Source organism: Paenibacillus rhizosphaerae (assembly GCF_014192015.1).
In the GTDB taxonomy this organism is placed as follows: Bacteria; Bacillota; Bacilli; order Paenibacillales; family Paenibacillaceae; genus Paenibacillus_AQ; species Paenibacillus_AQ rhizosphaerae.
Genome location: NZ_JACHXJ010000006.1, coordinates 132,158 through 151,624, shown reverse-complemented (window position 1 = coordinate 151,624; position 19,467 = coordinate 132,158). Strand labels below are relative to the sequence as shown.

Annotated in this window: 17 protein-coding genes; 10 read left to right on the top strand and 7 right to left on the bottom strand. The window is 54.7% G+C overall.

What is annotated here, in order from left to right; translation table 11 throughout:
* Positions 1-226 precede the first annotated feature (226 nt).
* Complete coding sequence (locus FHS19_RS28445; protein ID WP_183585520.1) at positions 227-3,352, top strand: hybrid sensor histidine kinase/response regulator; 3,126 nt, start codon at positions 227-229, stop codon at positions 3,350-3,352.
* 1 nt (position 3,353) lies between these two features.
* Positions 3,354-4,478: a response regulator gene (locus tag FHS19_RS28440; RefSeq protein ID WP_183585518.1), complete on the top strand. Its 1,125-nt coding sequence runs from the start codon at positions 3,354-3,356 to the stop codon at positions 4,476-4,478.
* On the opposite strand, the gene FHS19_RS28435 is transcribed toward FHS19_RS28440, so the two are convergent.
* The 6 genes from FHS19_RS28435 to FHS19_RS28410 all read right to left on the bottom strand — a co-directional run bounded on the left by FHS19_RS28435 (position 4,475) and on the right by FHS19_RS28410 (position 9,012).
* Positions 4,475-5,599 (bottom strand): L-dopachrome tautomerase-related protein, encoded by a 1,125-nt coding sequence (locus tag FHS19_RS28435; RefSeq protein WP_183586270.1) that lies wholly within the window; start codon positions 5,597-5,599, stop codon positions 4,475-4,477. The two genes, FHS19_RS28440 and FHS19_RS28435, sit on opposite strands and share 4 nt — an antisense overlap.
* A 351-nt stretch (positions 5,600-5,950) precedes the next feature.
* Positions 5,951-6,721, bottom strand: coding sequence for a DUF817 domain-containing protein (locus FHS19_RS28430; RefSeq protein WP_183586268.1), 771 nt, complete (start codon positions 6,719-6,721; stop codon positions 5,951-5,953).
* A 22-nt stretch (positions 6,722-6,743) separates the two neighbouring features.
* Positions 6,744-6,968: a helix-turn-helix domain-containing protein gene (locus tag FHS19_RS28425; RefSeq protein WP_183585516.1), complete on the bottom strand. Its 225-nt coding sequence runs from the start codon at positions 6,966-6,968 to the stop codon at positions 6,744-6,746.
* Between the two features lie 10 nt (positions 6,969-6,978).
* Positions 6,979-7,461 (bottom strand): DUF2975 domain-containing protein, encoded by a 483-nt coding sequence (locus FHS19_RS28420; protein ID WP_183585514.1) that lies wholly within the window; start codon positions 7,459-7,461, stop codon positions 6,979-6,981.
* A 172-nt stretch (positions 7,462-7,633) separates the two neighbouring features.
* Positions 7,634-8,392 carry a YheC/YheD family protein gene (locus tag FHS19_RS28415; protein WP_183585512.1) on the bottom strand — a complete coding sequence of 253 codons (759 nt, stop codon included), beginning with the start codon at positions 8,390-8,392 and terminating at the stop codon, positions 7,634-7,636.
* A gap of 239 nt (positions 8,393-8,631) precedes the next feature.
* Positions 8,632-9,012 carry a carboxymuconolactone decarboxylase family protein gene (locus tag FHS19_RS28410; protein ID WP_183585509.1) on the bottom strand — a complete coding sequence of 127 codons (381 nt, stop codon included), beginning with the start codon at positions 9,010-9,012 and terminating at the stop codon, positions 8,632-8,634.
* A 180-nt stretch (positions 9,013-9,192) separates the two neighbouring features.
* Here FHS19_RS28410 and FHS19_RS28405 point away from each other — a divergent pair, with 180 nt between their 5' ends.
* Complete coding sequence (locus FHS19_RS28405) at positions 9,193-9,600, top strand: MerR family transcriptional regulator (protein WP_183585507.1); 408 nt, start codon at positions 9,193-9,195, stop codon at positions 9,598-9,600.
* 270 nt (positions 9,601-9,870) lie between these two features.
* Positions 9,871-10,683 (top strand): SDR family oxidoreductase, encoded by an 813-nt coding sequence (locus FHS19_RS28400; protein WP_183585505.1) that lies wholly within the window; start codon positions 9,871-9,873, stop codon positions 10,681-10,683.
* A 1,122-nt stretch (positions 10,684-11,805) separates the two neighbouring features.
* On the opposite strand, the gene FHS19_RS28395 is transcribed toward FHS19_RS28400, so the two are convergent.
* Entirely contained in the window at positions 11,806-11,994 is a 189-nt protein-coding gene (locus tag FHS19_RS28395; RefSeq protein ID WP_183585503.1) for a hypothetical protein, read from the bottom strand.
* Positions 11,995-12,126: 132 nt separating this feature from the next.
* Here FHS19_RS28395 and FHS19_RS28390 point away from each other — a divergent pair, with 132 nt between their 5' ends.
* The 6 genes from FHS19_RS28390 to FHS19_RS28365 all read left to right on the top strand — a co-directional run bounded on the left by FHS19_RS28390 (position 12,127) and on the right by FHS19_RS28365 (position 19,458).
* The gene (locus FHS19_RS28390; protein ID WP_183585501.1) at positions 12,127-13,098 is read left to right on the top strand and encodes an ABC transporter permease; all 972 of its coding nucleotides are present in this window, start codon (positions 12,127-12,129) and stop codon (positions 13,096-13,098) included.
* A 25-nt stretch (positions 13,099-13,123) separates the two neighbouring features.
* Entirely contained in the window at positions 13,124-13,996 is an 873-nt protein-coding gene (locus FHS19_RS28385; RefSeq protein WP_183586266.1) for a carbohydrate ABC transporter permease, read from the top strand.
* Between the two features lie 125 nt (positions 13,997-14,121).
* On the top strand, positions 14,122-15,693 hold the full coding sequence (locus tag FHS19_RS28380) for an extracellular solute-binding protein (protein ID WP_183585499.1): 1,572 nt from the start codon (positions 14,122-14,124) through the stop codon (positions 15,691-15,693).
* A 105-nt stretch (positions 15,694-15,798) separates the two neighbouring features.
* Complete coding sequence (locus FHS19_RS28375) at positions 15,799-16,839, top strand: response regulator (protein ID WP_183585497.1); 1,041 nt, start codon at positions 15,799-15,801, stop codon at positions 16,837-16,839.
* A gap of 1 nt (position 16,840) precedes the next feature.
* A complete protein-coding gene (locus FHS19_RS28370; protein ID WP_183585495.1) occupies positions 16,841-18,694 on the top strand; it encodes a sensor histidine kinase in 1,854 nt (617 codons plus the stop codon).
* Positions 18,691-19,458 (top strand): SDR family NAD(P)-dependent oxidoreductase, encoded by a 768-nt coding sequence (locus tag FHS19_RS28365; protein ID WP_183585493.1) that lies wholly within the window; start codon positions 18,691-18,693, stop codon positions 19,456-19,458. Before FHS19_RS28370 ends, FHS19_RS28365 begins: the two co-directional genes overlap by 4 nt.
* Positions 19,459-19,467 lie beyond the last annotated feature (9 nt).

The window sequence follows — 19,467 nt, the reverse complement described above, 5'->3', positions numbered from 1 at the left end:
ATATTGCAATTAAAACTGCCACTGTACGGTTTGGCTTCCCTGAATGACGCCGATCGACGATTTTTCTTTTGATTGTTAAAAAAATGTTTTTTTCGAGGGGGCTTTTTATTACGTTTTGGGCTCACGGCGCCGACATAAAGTATAGCGGTTGCTTTGACGGAATAAAGCGCGCAGAAAGCGGCTTGAATACAGGCTTTACCCTGCGTAAAGCCCGGGGAGCGTTGGCATGAAAAGGCAATGGATAATTTTTATAATCGGCATGCTGCTGGTGCTGTTTCTGCCGGTGTACGCCGTTTGGCAGCAGCTCGTGGTGGACAGGCAGCCTTCGGCGGTGGAAGGGGTGCTTGACCTCAGCAATTTGGATCTTCGGCATCACGGAGCGATCAGCTTGAACGGGGAGTGGGAATTTTACCGGAGCCAGCTGCTGATTCCGGAGGATTTTGATCGCAGCGTCAACGTGAGGGAAGACGCGCGTCCAAAGCTGTCCGGGATGGCGCGCCTGCCGGGCGCCTGGAACGATTATATTGCGGAGGACGGGCAGCGAACGGCCGAGGGCTACGGGACGTTTCGCCTGATCGTTCAGATCAAGCCGGGGCAAGCGCTGACGTACGGCCTGCAGACCAACAATATCCGTTCCGCCAGCCGGGTGTTCATGGGCGGATACGAGATCGGAGCCAGCGGGAATCCAGGGCGCACCGCCGACGATGGCGTTCAGAAGAACGTTCCCTATTTGGGGTTTGCCACCCATTCGGACGGGCGGATCGAAATTATTGTTCAGGTCGCCAATTACTTGTATACAACCGGCGGGGTATTTACGCCGATCCTGTTCGGGGAGCAGCACGCGATTATGCAGAGCAAGGAGCTGTATTTGTTCGCCGACTGGATGACGATCGCCGGATTTTTTACCGCCGCCCTATATTTTCTCGGATTTCAGCAAATCCGCAAGAAAGAGCCGGCCTCCCTGCATCTGGGGTTGTTTTGCCTGACGGCGATCGGTTATGTCCTGCTGCACGGGGAGAAGCTGATCGCCGGCATTGGCCCGGGCCTATCCTATGAGTGGATCTTAAAGAGCCAGCTGATGATATCCGCACTGATATACTATTTTTTACTAAAGTTCGTGTCCGCTTCGGTACGCGGTGGTGTTCATCCCGTTGTGATGCGTGCCTACACGTTTCTCGCCGGGGCATCCATCGCGGTTGCGATTATTTTTCCCAGCATTTTGTTCTCCAAGATCGAACCTTTGCTGGTGGCCTTCTCAGCGTTATGCATCGCCTACATTATCGGCATCATGCTGCGGGACCTCCGCCGGCGGAGAAATTCGGGAGAATACCTGCTGACGATTCTCGGCATTATCAGCATCCTCATGGTTATTATCACCAACCTGCTCCCGTTGATCGGGGTCTACGAGAGCATGGTCTTTACTCCAGCAGAAATGCTGATGTTTGTCGTGACTCAGTCAGCCCTGCTCGCCCGGCGCTATGACCGGACGTTTAATGATGTGGAGCAGCTGTCCCGCAGGCTCCTGACCTTGGATGGATTAAAAGATGAATTTTTGGCGAACACCTCCCATGAACTGCAGACACCCGTGCACGGCATGGTCAACATGGCCCAATCCTTGCTGGAAGGGGCCTCCGGGGAGCTGAACCGGGAGCAGCGCAGCAATCTCAAGCTGATTATGACGACCGGGAAGCGGCTGACGCTCCTCATCAACGATATTTTAGATTTCGCCAAGCTGAAGAACGGGGAGATCGTCATGAGACGGCAGCCCGTCGATTTGGCTTCGGTGACCGGGTCCGTGCTGGACATTATCCGCTATCTGGCGAAGAGCAAACGAATCGTGCTGGAGGAGAACCTGCCGAAGGAACTGCCCTTCCTGCTGACGGACGAGGATCGTCTTCAGCAGATTTTGTTTAATCTCCTTGGTAATGCGGTGAAGAATACTTCCAGCGGAAGCATCCGGATTACGGCCGGCAAGCGGGGCGACGCCGTGCATATTTCGGTGGCCGACACCGGGATCGGCATTGCGGCGGAGCGGCTGGAAGCTATTTTCACCCCGTTTGATCAACTGGACACGCTGGAGGCCGGCGAATCTTCCGGGACCGGTCTGGGTCTCAGCATCACCAAAAGACTGGTTGAGCTCGGCGGCGGCCGGATTTGGGTCGAATCGCAGCTTGGACGGGGCTCTACCTTTCACTTTACCGTTCCTGCCGCCGGTCCGAGACCGAAAACAGAAGATAGCGCAGCAGTCGGGATCTCTTCCGAACGCATCTGCGAGGAAACAGCTGCAGCACTGGCGCCGGCCGATCCGCAGATGCCTGATAACGGGGTGGAACGCGCCACCGTTCTGTTGGTGGACGACGATCCTGTTAATCTTCAGGTGCTGCGTAATTTGCTGGCACTCGAGGGCTACCGGCTGATGGCGGCCAGCAACGGGCAGGAGGCGCTGGAAAGGATTCAATCCGGGCAGTCAATCGATCTGGTCATTGCCGATTGGATGATGCCCGGCATGTCGGGTCTGGACCTATGCCGAAACGTGCGCCGGCAGTTTTCCCTGTCGGCCCTTCCGATTCTTCTTCTGACGGCTAGAAGCCTGCCGGAGGATGTCCGTATCGGGCTGTCGGCTGGAGCGAACGATTTTCTTCGCAAGCCGGTTGATGCCGAAGAGCTGCGGGCCAGGGTCAGAACCCTGCTGGAGCTGCGCAGGTCGGTCCGGAACGCGATTTCGGCGGAAATGGCCTTCCTCCAGGCCCAGATTAAGCCGCATTTTCTGTATAATGCGCTGAATACGATGATCGCCCTGCTGCCTGTCGACCCGGAGAAGACGGCGGAATTGCTGCACGAGCTCAGCCGGTACTTGCGGGGGAGCTTCGATTTCCGCAACCGGGACCAGCTGACCGTCCTTCGTCAGGAGATGGCCTTGGTTACATCCTATTTAAACCTGGAACAGGCCCGGTTTGAAGACCGGCTGCAGGTCGACTACGACATTCAGGCGGACATGAACCGTCTGGTCCCCCCGCTCACCATCCAGCCGATCGTTGAGAATGCGGTCAGGCACGGAATTATGCGCAGGGAAGAGGGCGGCAGGGTCCGGATATCCGTGCGGGAGCTGGAGGAACGGCTGGAGATCGCTGTCGAGGACAATGGGACAGGCATGACGTTGGAACGGATGGAAGCCGTGCGGGAAGGCCGGGCCGGGGACGGCGTAGGTCTGAAAAATATTAACGCCCGCCTGCTGACGCTCTTTGGCACGGAGCTTATGATCGGCAGTGATCCGGAGCGGGGAACGACGGTCCGGTTCCATGTCCCGATGCAAAAGCAGCGTGATTCACGGATGACACAAGAGGAGGGCTAGCATGAGAGCGATATTGGTCGATGACGAAAATCCGGCGCTGCTTCAGTTGGAGCGGCTGATTCAAGGGGACGGGCGGATCGAGATCGCCGGCAAATTTACGCAGGTGCGGGCGGCACTGGAGCATGCCGAGGGGGTCCAGGTGGACATCGCGTTTCTGGATATCGAGATGCCTGGCCTGAACGGGCTGGAGGCAGCGGAACGCCTGAACGGCATGCATCCCGGCATTCAGGTGGTGTTTGTAACGGCGTATAATCAGTACGCGATTGAAGCGTTCGAGGTGAACGCCGTCGACTATCTGCTGAAGCCGGTCGATCCCGGGCGGTTCGCCAAAACCGTGAGCCGATTGGAGGCGCGCTTGGCGCCTCAGCAGCAGCCGGCGGCACCTGTCCTTGTCCGGGAGGAGCCCCAAATCATTTGCTTTAAGCGGATTGAGGTACTGGATGGCACGGGGAGCGGCAGCCGGCTCAAATGGCGGACGCAGAAAGCGCAGGAGCTGTTCGCCCTGCTGGTGCATCACCGAAACCGGTGGGTCGCGAAGGACCAGATTTTGATGACCCTGTGGCCGGAACTCTCCGCCGATAAGGCGGTGACCCAGCTGCATACTTCCGTGTACCAGGTCCGCAAAATGCTGAAATCCTGGGGACTGGGCTCCACCGTGGATTACTCTCATGAGAGCTACTGTCTGGTACAGCGGGAAGTCGAGGTGGATGTGGACCGTTTCCTGAGGGATACCGCCATGGAAGAAATCCGTGACCTGCGCGACCTGCAGCGCCTGCAGAGCGGATTGGCCCATTATCAGGGCGACTATCTTGAGGAGCATGATTACGGCTGGGCGTTATCGGCCCGCGAGGAGCTTCGGCGCCAATTCGTGCGCTCCAGCCTGCTGGCCGCCGAATATGAACAAACTGTCGGTCAGGGGCGAAAGGCGCTGGACCGGCTGCTGGGCCTGCAGAGCGCCGAACCTTTTTCCGATGAGATATGCCGGAAAGTTCTGCTGAGTTACGTTCAGGCCGGCGAAATGGGCGAGGCACAGCGGCATTACAACACTTTTGCCCGTGTCCTGTCCGAGGAGCTGGACGCCGAGCCGGAGATGGAAACGGTGATGCTGGCGGAGCAAATACTCTAGACGTACAAGTACGACTTCACGTCCGGACCGATATAGGCGCGCCAAATGATCAGGTTGTAGGGATCATCCCAATCGATGTTTTGCGGCTCCTCGAACATCCGGTGCAGCCGGTTGCTGTTGAAAATAATCGCCCCCCGCTGATCAAAGGCCACACCGTCCACCCACAGCATGAAATCGTCGGAAAACAGCGGGTTGAACGAGCGGCTCTCCGGCACGTAACAGCCGATGCCTTTGCCTTCCAGCATGGTGTACAGCACGTTTCCGCGGTTGTCCGCGTGCATGCCGTCCGTAGTGGTGCCCTTGCTGCCCAAGCTGACGACCGATCGGCGGATCGTCTCTTCCGTCGTGCCGTAGTCACGCAGCAGCGCCGTGTCAATCGCATACAAGTTGCGTCCCGTCACCTGGCAGTAATACAACGTGCCTCTGTCGGCCGACAGGGCGATGCCGTCTGCGCCGATTTTGAGCGGTTTGTTCCGGTAGACCGGCTCGGTATCGATCATAAACCGGAACTTTGGGAAGTCCTGCGTGCTGTAATGCCGGTCCAGTACCCGGCGGAAGGTCTTGGTGTTCATGTTGTACACGATGATCCCGCCGTCCAGCGGATGATCCTGCCACCCGCAGCCGGAGTCGGTGATGTAGACGCAGCCATTTATGTTATCGACGACGACATCGTTCAGGAAGGAGGTGCGGGAAGGGGCCACGTCATCCGGAATGATGATGGATTCGATATGGCGGTTCGTATTCAGATCCCATAGGACGAGCTTCTGCGAGCCTTCGGGGGAAGGCTGGTATGCGATTTTTCCCTGGTCGAGAATCCACATCCGGTTCTGCTCATCGATCTCATAGCCCAGCACGGACTGAAGCATGCTCACGTTACCGGCCTCGTTCCACTCCCAACTGGGGAACGCGTCGAGCACCGGCTTGCCGTCCAGGAGCACGATCCGGTTCAGGGTGGCTGGCACACCCTCCGCCCAGCGCGGAACCGAAACATAGAAATGCCCCTGACGGTCAACTTTGACGCCGGCAGGCATGCACTTTTTCCAAATTTCGCGGGACTCGAATTCCCGTTTCATGGCAGATGAGGGGAAATACCAGTCGAGGCGGTTCCAATGAAACAGCATATGATAAGGGGCACTCGGTCGGTGGGCTTCCGCAGAAACGGTTGGCGGGTTGTTGAGCGGTTTGGGCCGGTATAAGGAAGGTTCGTATCGGATCATATTGAGCTCATTCCTCCTTGCGGGGTTCGTCCGGGCATGAACCCGGCATACCATCTTTTTAGTTATATGCCCGGCGGGCCCGGTTGGTTTATGTCCCTTTCGGGGAGCGGGGCATCACAGCGGGAAGCATAACAGTAATGACGGAATCATCCGAAAAGCATACGCTGGAACAAAAAAAGCGGCCATTCCGGCCGCCTTTCTTTTTGTAATATTCACTTCCGGACTTGCGATACTAATCGCTTAAATGTCCCCGGCCTACTCCGATGGGATGCTTCCCTTTACCTGCTTTAACGTCGCTACGATCAGAAAACTGACGATCACCAATAAGAGCCATGAACTCACTTTTCCGAGATGAACGAGACTCCAGGCCTCGGCCTGGTTCGGGTACTGCCAAGCGCCAAAGAACGTGGCGATATTTTCGGCAATCCAAATAAAAAATCCGATCAGCACAAATGACAGGGCAAGCGGCATACGGTAACGCGTTCCGTTCACCTCATATTGGACCCAGGACCGCCAAAAGACAAGGATAACAAGTCCGGATAACCACCAGCGTACGTCAATCCAAAAATGGTGGGTGAAAAAATTTAAATAGATCACAGCCGCAAGAAGCACGACGACCGCAAACGGCGGCCAATTCACCAGTTCAACCTTGAGTCTTCTCCATGCCTGGCAAAGATAACTTGCGACGCTTGCATACATGAAACCGCTGTATAAAGGGACTCCGAATATTTTGAAGTATCCCTCCCCTGGGTACGACCAAGAACCCATATGTACTTTAAAAAGTTCAAGAGCCAGACCGATCAGGTGAAACAACGTGATCACCTTGAGTTCGTCGCGCGTTTCGAGTCCGGAGCGCACCATCCACCACTGCATCAGGAGGCAAATGATCAGCAGCCAATCGTACCTGGGCAGAAAGGGGAGGGGAATGATTTTCGTCAAAGCCAGGGAGGCAAAAATCACGACAGGGAACAAACAGGATAAAGCCTGCTCCCAGCCAAATCGAACGAGCTGCTTGAACGCTCTGATGACCGGTGACTCCATCATCCGGCTATGGTTCATCATGATCGGCATCACTCCGATACTCTAAAATATCTCCGGGTTGGCAATCCAAAGCTTTGCAAATCGCCTCTAACGTGGATAACCGAATCGCCTTCGCCTTCCCGTTCTTCAATATAGACAGGTTGGCCATAGTGATTCCTACCCGTTCCGACAGCTCGGTTACGCTCATTTTTCTTTTCGCCAGCATTACATCGATATTGATTACGATAGCCATTGTTTTCACCTCAGACCGTTAAGTCGTTTTCCGATTTGATATCGATCGCTTCCTTCAGGAGCATCTGAAGAACGGCGGCAAAGAAAGCGATCACCATGGAAGCAAAAATAATGACCAGACCGATCAAGATGACACCCGGGGCATCGTCTGCCTCCGCAATGAGATATAGGAGAGGTAGGCCGGCCACATATAAGATGCTGATGGCGACTGCACAGTATTTGATATTCTTCAGCGCCCTGACGGATAATTCCGAGAAGGCTTCGTTTCTGTCAATGTAAATCAGCAGTCTAAAGGATTGATACAAAGCGATGTAAAAGGGGACCGCGGATGCATACATATCGACAAACACGAGATATTTGAGATAGGCATGATCCGGATACAATTCTGCTGCGAAATTCGCGATCCCGGGCACCACAAAGATGCACAAAGCAAGGATCGGCATTCCGATCAGAAACACAGCCACTTTTAAGAAGAGAGTCGACACCCGTTTCATAAAAACACCTCTTATCATTATTGTGTCTCGAATTTAGCACATAATTTATCGTTTTACAATAAATAATTAATGAATATTATTATCATTTTGTTGTTAGTCGTGTTAGGGATCTCCTTCAAACGATGTATGTATAACAAAAAAAGCCATGTTTGTCATGGCGTCTTGATGGCAGTTATTTAAGCCTTCCATATTGCTTTGCATAAGAAAGGATTCGATTGAACAACCTTTTATCTTTTAAATTTTTTAGCGGATAAATTTGCGGCCGTGTATTGACCTCCAATATCCACAGCTTCTCCTTATTGTCCAGCGCTACATCCAAACCCAGTTCCTGAAATCCTCTGAGATGACGCTCAAAATTTTTCGCTACCGAAACCCCTAACTTCTTCAGTGTTTCTTCCGTACTTTGAATGGAAGCCGAATGTAACCCCGCGCCTGTCAGGGTTGGTTGAAATAAACCGATACTTCCTCCTTGGTTATAGTTCGTTGCAACCTTTCCAGGACTCCCGATCTTCGTGAAGACGGCCGTACTGATCCATTCCCCTTTTTTCGTTTTCTGGACCATCACGCGAATATCGAACAGCTTTCCGTTCGTTTTAGCTAATTGGATCCCCTTCTGTAACAAATACGGCCTTTTGTTAGAAAAACGGGAAAGCATATGATATAGCTCGTCAGCGGTTGAGAAAAAGGATTTCTCTCTCTTGAATTGGGTTTGGTACCCATTGTTTTTTTTATTGATCCGAATGATGCCCGCCCCGCCGGAACCATGCGTTGGTTTGAAGTAAACGGTTGAATATTTGGAAAGCATGGATAACAGGTTTTTTTTATTAAAAGTTTCCGTGTGGGGGACATGCTTCCGTAAATTGTCCTGTTCTAATAACCAATTCGTTTTCTTCCATTTATCGCTGATCGAGCTGCTTTTGTACTTGGCCATACACACCACCACCTTCCTGACCTAACATATGAATGTAGAGATGTGCTTGCAACGATATCTGTCTATTGTGGCGATAAGAACAGAAAAAGTTAAAGTTCTATCCGCTAGATAGATTGAACTAAAGTTTTCCATTGAACTTCCTGTTATAACGGCCCAATATGGCCCTATAACATTCATTTCTTTAGTTCATTCTATATAGCAGATCAAAAAAGGCGGCTCATCCGCCGCCCCTTCGCCCATTATATTAAATGGCGTTCTTTAAAAATCCGTTTTGCCTCGAATACCGCGTTCAGCACCCGGGGAAAGCCGGTGTACGGCGCGCATTGGATGAGGGCTTCCACAATTTCGCCGGCGGTCAGCCCGACGTTCAGCCCGGCGTTGATGTGCACGTTCAGCTGCGCTTCGCATCCCCCTTGCGTCGTCAGGGAAGCGATTGCGATCAGTTCGCGCTGCCTCAGGTCAAGCCCATCCCGTGAATAAATGTCGCCAAAAGTAAATTCGATGATATACTTCCCCAGGTCCGGGGCGATATCGCTGAGCGAATCCATGACACGCTGCCCGCCGTCTCCGTCGACTTCCAGTAGCTTTTCCCATCCGCGTTCGTAACGTTCGTTTGTCATTGTTTTTAACCTCCTGAAATGGTGTTATGCTGCTTCGTGAGTTATATGCTACAGCTTTGAGCGCGCTCTAAAGCAAGGCTTTTTTTTGGATGGAGTGATCCCGTTCCGGGAGACGCAAGGAATCAGATCAGATCGAAGCAAAGGGCCCGCTTTGTAGGGATTTAGTGATATAATGCAGCCATGGAGAACCAATACACGATTCAGCAGCTTTCCCAAAAAACCGGCCTGTCCGTGCATACGCTGCGTTACTACGAGCGGATTGGCTTGCTGGAAGGGGTACCCCGGGATGAGCACGGCTACCGCCTGTACCGGGAGTCCGATTTGTTATGGGTTGAATTTTTAATGCGGTTAAGGGGAACGGGAATGCCGATCAGCAAGATGAAGCGGTTTTCGGACCTGCGGAGCGAAGGCGGTTCCACGATAACGGAAAGGCGGGAAATGCTGGAGGCCCACCAGGCGCACATTCATGAGCAAATGCAGGCGCTCCGGGATCATTTGCGAAGTATTGAAGATAAAATCGATCATTACAAAGGTATGGAAAAGGAAAAAAGCCAGGCGGTGTCATTCAATGTACCGACCGGTAAATGATCAAGAAGAGGCCGCGTTGGCCTCTTTTTGTTGTCTACACCAAATTCATTCCCACGTAATTCATTAAAGAAATTTATATAGGCACCCTTAGCGGCGACTGCCTTTTTGGACTCTATAAGTCACCTTTGTCCGCCCCGCCTTCGTAATCGGGTATTTTGCAGCAATGAAAACTGTTTTATATAAAGTTAACTATAATAGTTAATATCAGTTTACTTAGTTCGTTTCTTGCGGTATAATTTCCCTGAAAATGAGAAACGAGGAGGAATTGGCGTGAAATCGATTTTGATTACGGGTGCTTCATCGGGTATTGGAAAAGCGGCGGCACAGTTTTTTCAGCAGCAGGGGTGGAACGTGATCGCGACGATGCGTTCGCCGGAACAGGAAACCGGGCTGCGGTCCTTGGAGCGGGTTCTGGTGACCCGTCTGGACGTAGAGCGGAAGGAAACCATCGAGGCGGCGGTTGCGGAGGGGATCGACCGGTTTGGGCGGATCGATGTCCTGCTGAACAACGCGGGTTATGCGGCATTCGGCGCTTTTGAAGCAGCGACGGACGCCCAGGTGCGCAAACAGTTTGATGTCAACGTCCATGGCGTGATGCAGACGACCCGGGCGCTTCTTCCTCATTTCCGGGCCCAGGGCGGCGGAACGGTGATCAACGTCTCGTCGGCCGGCGGCAGGGTGGCTTTCCCGCTGCTGTCGTTGTACCACGCGAGCAAGTGGGCGGTGGAGGGATTCTCCGAATCGCTCTACTATGAGCTGGCTGAACACAACATCCGGGTGAAGCTCGTAGAGCCGGGCAACGTGGCGACGGATTTTACCGGACGCTCACTGGACCTGCTGGAGGATGCTTCGCTGGAGGCATACGCACCCTATACCGGCACCGTTATGAAAAAGCAGCTGGAGAGCTTCGAAACCCAGGTGTCCGCACCGGAACACATTGCAAAGACGATTTACGAGGCAGCGGCCGATCCTTCTCCCCGGTTCCGGTATATCGCCGGTCCGGACGCCGAGTATCTGCTGGACTTGCGCAGCAAGGTGCCGGAGGAGGAATTTATGGCCGGCATTGCTCAGCAGTTCCGGTGAGCTAGGGGGGAGTCCCTCCCGAGCACCGAACTCCGGGTTTCGTTACGACTTCTTCAAAGCGATCGATAGCCAACCTAAAAGAGGCGTGCCGTAAGGCGAGGCGCCTCTTTTTTACTTCCTCCCCACTAGCTGGGTATTTTTAAAGGTCAAGAGCGGGGGAGAAGTGCTGGGTGGCAGTAACCGTAGGGAAAAAACAAAAAAGCCAAGCAGCTAAAGTAAGGGGACAAAGCTAGTCTTGGTGAGCCAACCCGGAAGCAGCAGTCCCCGCCACCTGAACTCCAAAGAGGGAAAGCATATGGGGTGGAAAGTTTACGTGCCGCCTTTGAAGCCGTGTTCCCACCTCCTCATCTCATCAAGGAACACGGCTTCAACAGCGGCTGGAACCCCAAATGCGTCCCTCCCCCCGTGCGCCCGAAGTCTGGGTTTCGTTATTCCTTCTTCGAGGCGGCTTGCTCCCAACGAAGATGCGCCGAGGTCTGGGTTTCACTGCTGCTCCTTCGAATCGACCAATAATCAACCTAAAAGAGGCGTGCCATACACGCCTCTTTTTTACTTCCTACCCACAAGCTGATTATTTTATAAGGTCACTTGGCGAATGTCTTGCTCATAGCAGCAACCAAAGGAGAAGGCAAATGGCCAGGCAGCTGGAGAAAGGAGAAAAGGCCAGTCTTCGTGAGCCAACCCGGAAGCAGCAGTCTCCGCCACCTGAACTCCAAAGAGGGAAAGCATATGGGGTGGAAAGTTTACGTGCCGCCTTTGAAGCCGTGTTCCTACCTCCTCATCTCATCAAGGAACACGGCTTCAACAGCGGCTGGAACCCCAAATGCGCCCTCCCCCGAGCGCTCGAAGTCTGGGTTTCGTGCTACTCCTTTGAATCGACTCGATGATCGAAAGAGGCGTGCCATAAGGCGACACGCCTCTTTTTTTACTTCCTCCCCACTAGCTGGGTATTTTAAAGGTCAAGAGCGGGGGAGAAGTGCTGGGTGGCAGTAACCGTAGGGAAAAAACAAAAAAGCCAAGCAGCTAAAGTAAGGGGACAAAGCTAGTCTTGGTGAGCCAACCCGGAAGCAGCAGTCCCCGCCACCTGAACTCCAAAGAGGGAAAGCATATGGGGTGGAAAGTTTACGTGCCGCCTTTGAAGCCGTGTTCCCACCTCCTCATCTCATCAAGGAACACGGCTTCAACAGCGGCTGGAACCCCAAATGCGTCCCTCCCCCCGTGCGCTGACGTATGGGTTTCGTTGCTGCTTCTTCGAATCGACTCGATGATCCCATAGCAGATGCTGTATAAGGTTTTCTGTCCTTTTTCCAACGACGCCCACCACGCCCCCAACCTTAAAAAATAACCAGCCCACCCCTGTTCATACCAAGCATCCCCCACCCCTCCGCCGTTACTATGAGAAATAAGCACAGCCATACGACGTGCGCGAAAAGGAGGACCGATATGTCGACGATCAAAACGGAAGCGGTCGAGCTGAAACCCTCGAGCGTGGTCCGAAGGCCGGGAAAAGGCGGCGGACTGATTCACCTCATGTGGAAGTACAAGGCGCTGTACGTGATTTCCCTCCCCGGGATCGTGTATTTTCTCATCTTCAAGTACATTCCGCTGGGCGGCTCGATCATCGCGTTTCAGGATTACAACATTTTCAAAGGCTTCACCGGCAGCGAGTGGGTAGGCTTCGCCAACTTTGCGATGATGTTCCAGCATTACGACTTTTTGCGGATTTTGAAAAATACACTGCTCATCGGGCTTTACGACCTGATCATTGCGTTTCCGGCCCCGATCATTCTGGCCCTGCTGCTCAACGAGCTGAGGCTGGTCGTGTTCAAAAGGGTCATCCAAACCGTGGTGTACATGCCGCACTTTCTGTCCTGGGTCGTGATCGCCGGCATGTCCGTGGCCATTTTGTCCCCATCCACGGGCATCCTGAACCAACTGCTTGGTTTGTTCGGCATCGAGCCGGTGTATTTCCTTGGCGATAATGCCTACATCCGCAGCGTGCTGGTCGGCTCGGGCATTTGGCGGGACATGGGGTACGGCACGATCCTGTACCTGGCCGCCCTGGCGGGAATTAATCCTGACCTGTACGAAGCGGCGGAGATCGACGGGGCGAACCGGTGGAAGCAGACGCTCCGGATCACGCTGCCGGCGCTGCTGCCGACGATCATGATTTTGTTTCTGCTGCACATCGGCAAATTTCTCGATTTCGGCTTTGAGCGGGTGTGGGTGTTCCTGAACGCGCTGAATACGGAAAACGGGGAGATTCTCGACACGTACATCTACCGCTCCGGCCTCCTGTCGCAGCAGTATAGCTACACGACGGCGGTGGGCCTTTTTAAATCGGTCGTGGGACTGGTGCTGGTCCTGTTCGGCAACCTGCTCAGCAAGAAAACGACGGGCGAAGGCCTGTACTAGAAGGGAGGAACGACGGTTGTACCGAATGATGTCTAGGAGCTATCAACTATTCAACGCGTTCAACATCCTGTTCATGTGCCTGCTCGGGCTCGCCATGTTCCTGCCGTTTCTGAACGTCATCGCCCAGTCCTTCAGCTCATCGGAAGCGGTCACGTCGGGCAGGGTAACGTTCTGGCCGGTGGACGCCACGACAATTAACTACCGGTACGTGTTCAGTGACGCGTCAATATGGCGAGCGTTCGCGGTATCCGTCTTCATCACAGTGGCCGGAACATTGATCAATCTGGTGGCGACGGCAACGCTGGCTTACCCGGTATCCCGGGAGGAGTATGTCGGGCGGAAGCTGATCATGCTGATGGTGCTGATCACGATGATTTTCAGCGCGCCGCTGATTCCGAACTTTTTGCTGATGAAAAACCTGCACCTCATGAATACCCCCTGGGCCATGATTCTGCCCGGCGCGATCAGCGCGTTTAACTTTTTCGTGATGCATTCGTTCTTCAAACAGCTGCCCGCGGAGGTCATCGATTCCGCCCGCATCGACGGCTGCGGGGAGGTACGCATCCTGATGAGCATGGTGGTGCCGCTCTCCAAGCCCGTGATGGCTTCACTCGGCATTTTTTACGCGGTGGGACATTGGAACGCCTACATGAACGCGCTGTATTACATCGATCAGCCGAAGTGGTGGCCGCTGCAGGTGCTGCTGAAAAAGATGTTCGAAACCGACGATCTCAGCATCGACCCCGGTGCCTCGCAGTTCAGCGAGCTGGCGTTTACCTCTCCGGAGGGGATCAAGATGGCGACCATTGTCATCGCGACGCTGCCGATCATTTTGCTGTATCCGTTCCTGCAGAAGCATTTTGTGAAAGGGCTTACACTGGGAGCGGTCAAATCTTAAAAATGAACTACCCGAACTGAAGTTGCCACCTCACGGTCCGGCAAACGTTAACGATACAATCAACTTGCCAAATCCAACAAAGAGCATACTGATGAACGAATCAAAGCGGGGAAAGAGGGGATACGATGAAAAAGTGGGTAAGCCTGATGCTGGCCACCGTGGTGACGGCATCCCTGCTCGCCGGGTGCGGCGGCAAGGACAATGATTCATCTGCCAGCGGCAAGGATGCCGGGGCGAGTACGGAAGACAGCGGAGTCACCAAGTTCTCGATTTCGCTGCGGACGCTGAATTTCGGCCATGTGGAAAAGTCGCCGGACATCAACGCGGATAAGTGGGTGAAGAAGCTCGAGGAGCTGACGAACACCGACATGGACATCCGCCTGGTTCCGCACAGCGAATACGACCAGAAGATGGCACAGATGTTTGCTACGGGCGACATTCCGGACGTGGTACAGGGCCAGGGCGGCGTGACCGGGAAGGAAATGGCGGGATCGGTGGAGGCGGGAGTCTTTATGCCGCTGGACGACCTGCTGCAGAAGTACGGGCAGAACCTGCTGCAAAAAATCCCGAAAGAAGCCTGGAATCGCATGACGTATGAAGGTAAAATTTATGGTATTCCGGAGTGGCTCGGCAATCCATCCCGCCGCGCGACCTGGATCCGCAAGGATTTGCTGGACAAAGCAGGCCTGCCGGTGCCGAAGACGATCGAGGATTTTGTTGAAGTGCTGCGCGCTTTTAAGAAGATGGGCGTCGAAAATCCCTACATGGGCCGCCAGGACTTCAAATATGCGGATACGGTCTTCGGGGCGTATGACGTCTTCCCTTATTTAAGCCAGTTTGAGGAAGCAGACGGTCAGGTGCAGCCCAAATTCTTCGACGCGGACAATATGATGAAAGCGCTGTCCACCTACAAGACGATGTATGATGAAGGACTGATCAACAAGGAATTTGCCACGATTAACCCGACGACGTTCAAGAACACGATCCTGTCCGGAAAAGCCGGCATCTGGTCGATGAACGCCAACGAGCTGCTCCAATGGCAGACCCAACTGCAGGATACGATTCCGGATGCGAAGCTCGAAATCATCCCGTCCCCGACCGGACCGGACGGCAAGGGCGGATATTATTTGTACGGCGATGTGAACCGCTCCTACTTTATTAATGCGAAGTATGAACACCCGGAGAAAATCATCCAATTCCTCGACTGGATGGTATCGGATGAGGCCGAGAAGTTTTTCACCTTCGGCGTGGAAGGTGAGACCTACACGATGGACGGGGATAAAATCAACTACAAACAGCCAACCGACTCCAAAGGGGTCGACGAGGAGCGCTACCGTCAATCCTTCCTGTGGCTCGTGCAGGACACGACGTACAATAAGGGATCGCTCAGCCTGACGGAAGACGGGCGGAAGCTGATGGGCGTGTTCGATAACATTCTGGCGAACGAAGGCCGTGACGGCATCGAATTCGACCCCAGATTGGAAGCGCTTAAAAAGAACCCGGACATCACCCCGCTCTCGGATACGCCGCCGCCGGTGCTTGTCACCCACATGGTCAAGATGGTCTACGGCCAGGAGCCGATCGAAAATTGGCCGAAGGTGATTGAGGAGTGGAAGTCCAAGGGAGGCAATGACGTGCTGAAAGAGGCCAATGCACGCTACCAGAAAAAAGAGGGTATCTTCCTGCCGCGGAAGTAGGAATTGGCGGTCGTTCACCTGCACATGAAGCGGTTCGGGCAGGACTATGCAGGTTCCTCCGCCCAACCGGTATCCTGAATACGAAATCGAAAGGAGCTCTTGAGGATGCATCGGATTTTGCTCGTTGATGATGAACCTATGATTCTGAAAGGACTAAGCGTATACCTTCAGCAGTCCGGGATCCGGATTTCATCCATCCGGCTCGCCGCCAACGGGCGCGAGGCGCTGCAGGCGATCGGGGAGGAGCTCCCCGATTTCGTGTTTACGGATATCCGGATGCCGGTCATGGACGGCCTGGCCTTGTGCGAGGCCATCGCCAAGCAGGAATACCCGGTGCAGACGGTGGTCGTATCCGGCTATGGCGATTTCTCGTATGCCCAGGCCTGTATGGCTTTCGGCGTCAGGGAATACCTGCTGAAGCCGGTGGCCAAGCGGGAGCTGGCGGATACACTGCAGCGCCTGGTGCAGCGCGCCGAGAAGCAGAAGCCGGCCTCCGCCTACCTCTCCGTCGCCAAGATGGATGCGTGGCTGGAGCGGTTTGACCAGGCCATCTACTATATGAACCGCAGCCAGGTTCAGGAGCTGCTGGAGGAGTGGCGGCGGGAGACTTCGGCTTTTCAGCTTCAGGAACGGCAAAAGGCCGAAATGCTGGAGGAATTCCACGGCCTGCTTGTCAAGAAGCTGAGAGCCAGGGAGATGAACATCGAACTGGACGACAGCCTGGAGCTCAGCCCGGAATCCACCGGGGAGGAGGCCTTCGGGCGGTTTGCCGAGCGGATCGGCCAGACGCTGGACCGCCTGTACCGGAAGCGGAAAGGGAAATGGAAAGACCCGATTGAGGAAGCCAAGCATTACATCGAACGCAATTTGGCCAGCGAGGTATCGCTGGAGGAAGTAGCGGATCAGCTGGGGCTGCATCCGAATTATTTCAGCGTCATGTTCAAGCAGGCGACGGGGGAGACCTTCGTCCAGTACCGCACGAAGCGGCGCATGGAATACGCCAAGCGGATGCTCGGCGAGGAATCGAACCGGATCACCGATATTTCATACGCGGTTGGATATGCCGACCATTCCAACTTCACGAAAACCTTCAAGAAATACGAAGGCATCTCGCCTTCGGAATACCGGCAGCGGCTGGGGATCTGACATGTTCCGCAGAAGCATTTCCCACCGCATTTTCGGCTACTTCATGGTATTAATCGTCATTTCCCTTTCGGTGGTCGGCACCATCACTTACGTGCAGTCGTCCAAACTTCTGGACCGCCAGCTGGAACGCTACCTGTCCCAAATGATCACCCATGCGGCCTATCATACGGACTTGTACCTTCAGACGTTCGACAATGCCAGCAAAATCATCCTGTCCGACCCGGATGTCTTGAAGTTTATGGAGATGGATCCGGACAACAGTTTCCAGTATTACGAGCTGTCGCGGCGGATTCAGAGCAAGGTGTTCGATTCGGCCTTTATCATTTATCCGCAGATCGAATTGATTTACGTCATTAATCAGGACGGCAAGGCGATCACCACGAAGGACATCATCCAGGATGAGGTTAAGGATTATAAATCGTATTATCGTTTAATCGAGCAAAATATTCCGAAAGACGGCCTCGGCGCGATCATTAATTCAGCCACGGCCGATCCGGGGGAGGAGCAGTACATTACGTTCATCCGCCGCGTGCGCGGGCTGCTGTCGCACCAGCCGCGGGGTATCCTCGGGATGAAGCTTAACACCCGGGAGATATCCAAGCTGTGGGGACAAATGGATCTGGGGGACAAAGGCTACTCCTTCATTGTGGACAGCAAGGGCAATTTCGTCGACAAGCCGGAGGATGCCGTCATCCCCGAATTCATGGACGATGAGGTCAAGAAGAACCTGCTCAGCGGGGAGGGCACCTTTACGGCCGTCGTCAACGGGGAGAAGCGGATGTATGTGTCGCAGCGGCTCAGCGCCGCCGATTGGCAGATGGTCATTTCGGTCCCGGTGAAGGAGCTTCGGAAACCGATCATGAACATCCGCTATACGACGGTCATTGCCGGCTTCATCACGTTAATTGTCGCGATGTGGATTGCTGGGCGGTTCGGCCGGTCCCTCGTGCAACCGCTCAAGAAGCTCGTCCGCAACATGCGCATGATGGAAAAAGGCGAGTGGAAGACCATTGAGGGGGAGGAGCAGCGCCAGGATGAGTTCGGTTTTCTGATCTCGAGCTACAATGTGATGCTGACGCGGTTGTCGGAGATGATCGAGCGCGTCTACGAGGCGGAAATCCGCTCGCACAAGACGGAGCTGAACCTGCAGCGAATCGCCCTGGAACAGCATAAGGCCGAATTTCAGGCGCTGCAGCTGCAGATCAATCCGCATTTTTTGTACAACACGCTCGAGACCATCAAATGCTATGCCGTCGTCCAGGACTCCGAAGAAATTATGGAAATGGTCGAAGCGATGGCGGCCATGCTGAGGTATGCCATTCAGACGAATTTGTCGGAAATTACGGTCGTCGACGAGCTGAAGCATGTGCTGAATTACATGACGATTCTGCAGTACCGGACCCAGCGCCAGTTTGAGCTGGACGTGGACGTTCCTCCGGAGCTGCTGCTGCACAAGATGGTCCGGCTGACGCTGCAGCCGCTGATCGAAAACATGTTCCAGCATGCGTTCCCCGACGGGATTCAGGATCATCACCGGATCCGGATCGGCGCGGAGGTCCGGAAAGGCGGCTTCCGGCTGATCGTGGAGGATAACGGCGCCGGCATGACGGAGGAGAAGCTTCATTCGCTGCGCCAAAAGCTGGACCTGAACCGGCTCGCGGAGTCCGATTCCGGCTCCCTGTACCACAAGGGCGGGTTGGGCCTTATGAACGTGCACCGGCGGATTCAGATGGTCTATGGGGAAGCGTACGGATTGACGATAGACAGCGCTTTGGATCAGGGAACGACGATTCGGATGTCGCTGCCGTTCGACGGCAGCATGACTTGCATGTATGAGGAGGAGAATGTGGGATGAAGATCGATTTACAGGGGAAAATGGCGCTGGTGACCGGTGCCAGTTCAGGCATCGGCCGGGAAGCTGCCCGGTCACTCGCGGCCGCGGGAGCCGCGGTGGCGGTTCATTATAACCGGGGCCGGGAAGAGGCGGAAGCCCTTGCGGCGGAAATCGCCGAGTCGGGCGGCAGGGCCGCCGTCGTCCAGGCGGACGTCACCCGCGTCGAGGAACTGACGGCGATGCTGGACACGGTTCAGCGGGAGCTGGGCGGTCCGGTGGATATTTTGGTGAACAATGCGGGCCACCTGGTGAAGCGGGTACCGAATGCGGAAATGACCGAGGCGCATTATACGCATGTCATGGACGTCAATTTCAAATCCTGCGTGTTTTTGAGCCAGCTGGTCATTCCGGGCATGACAACCCGCGGCGGCGGGTCCATCATCAACATGACTTCGGTCGCCGCCCATGACGGCGGCGGGCCGGGGGCATCGGTGTATGCGGCCAGCAAGGCGGCGGTCATTTCCTTCTCCAAGGGTCTGGCCAAGGAAGTTGCGCCGCAGGGCATCCGGGTCAACTGCGTTTCGCCGGGCTTTATCGGCCGGACGGCTTTTCACGCGACCTTCACCTCCGATGAGGGCCGGGCCGCCACGGTGTCCAAAATCCCGCTCGGGCGGGAAGGGACGCCGCAGGATGTCGCCGATACGGTGCTGTATCTGGCTTCGGACCTGTCCCGCTATCTTACGGGTGAGACCATCGAGGTGAACGGCGGCTTGTTCATGCGATAAAGAACAGAC

What these genes read in the sequence shown, in the direction of transcription:
- FHS19_RS28445 (WP_183585520.1), top strand. Translation starts at nt 227, where the DNA reads ATGAAAAGGCAATGGATAATTTTTATAATCGGCATGCTGCTGGTGCTG.
- FHS19_RS28440 (WP_183585518.1), top strand. Translation starts at nt 3,354, where the DNA reads ATGAGAGCGATATTGGTCGATGACGAAAATCCGGCGCTGCTTCAGTTG.
- FHS19_RS28435 (WP_183586270.1), bottom strand. Translation starts at nt 5,599, where the DNA reads ATGCTGTTTCATTGGAACCGCCTCGACTGGTATTTCCCCTCATCTGCC.
- FHS19_RS28425 (WP_183585516.1), bottom strand. Translation starts at nt 6,968, where the DNA reads ATGGCTATCGTAATCAATATCGATGTAATGCTGGCGAAAAGAAAAATG.
- FHS19_RS28420 (WP_183585514.1), bottom strand. Translation starts at nt 7,461, where the DNA reads ATGAAACGGGTGTCGACTCTCTTCTTAAAAGTGGCTGTGTTTCTGATC.
- FHS19_RS28415 (WP_183585512.1), bottom strand. Translation starts at nt 8,392, where the DNA reads ATGGCCAAGTACAAAAGCAGCTCGATCAGCGATAAATGGAAGAAAACG.
- FHS19_RS28410 (WP_183585509.1), bottom strand. Translation starts at nt 9,012, where the DNA reads ATGACAAACGAACGTTACGAACGCGGATGGGAAAAGCTACTGGAAGTC.
- FHS19_RS28405 (WP_183585507.1), top strand. Translation starts at nt 9,193, where the DNA reads ATGGAGAACCAATACACGATTCAGCAGCTTTCCCAAAAAACCGGCCTG.
- FHS19_RS28390 (WP_183585501.1), top strand. Translation starts at nt 12,127, where the DNA reads ATGTCGACGATCAAAACGGAAGCGGTCGAGCTGAAACCCTCGAGCGTG.
- FHS19_RS28385 (WP_183586266.1), top strand. Translation starts at nt 13,124, where the DNA reads ATGATGTCTAGGAGCTATCAACTATTCAACGCGTTCAACATCCTGTTC.
- FHS19_RS28380 (WP_183585499.1), top strand. Translation starts at nt 14,122, where the DNA reads ATGAAAAAGTGGGTAAGCCTGATGCTGGCCACCGTGGTGACGGCATCC.
- FHS19_RS28375 (WP_183585497.1), top strand. Translation starts at nt 15,799, where the DNA reads ATGCATCGGATTTTGCTCGTTGATGATGAACCTATGATTCTGAAAGGA.
- FHS19_RS28370 (WP_183585495.1), top strand. Translation starts at nt 16,841, where the DNA reads ATGTTCCGCAGAAGCATTTCCCACCGCATTTTCGGCTACTTCATGGTA.
- FHS19_RS28365 (WP_183585493.1), top strand. Translation starts at nt 18,691, where the DNA reads ATGAAGATCGATTTACAGGGGAAAATGGCGCTGGTGACCGGTGCCAGT.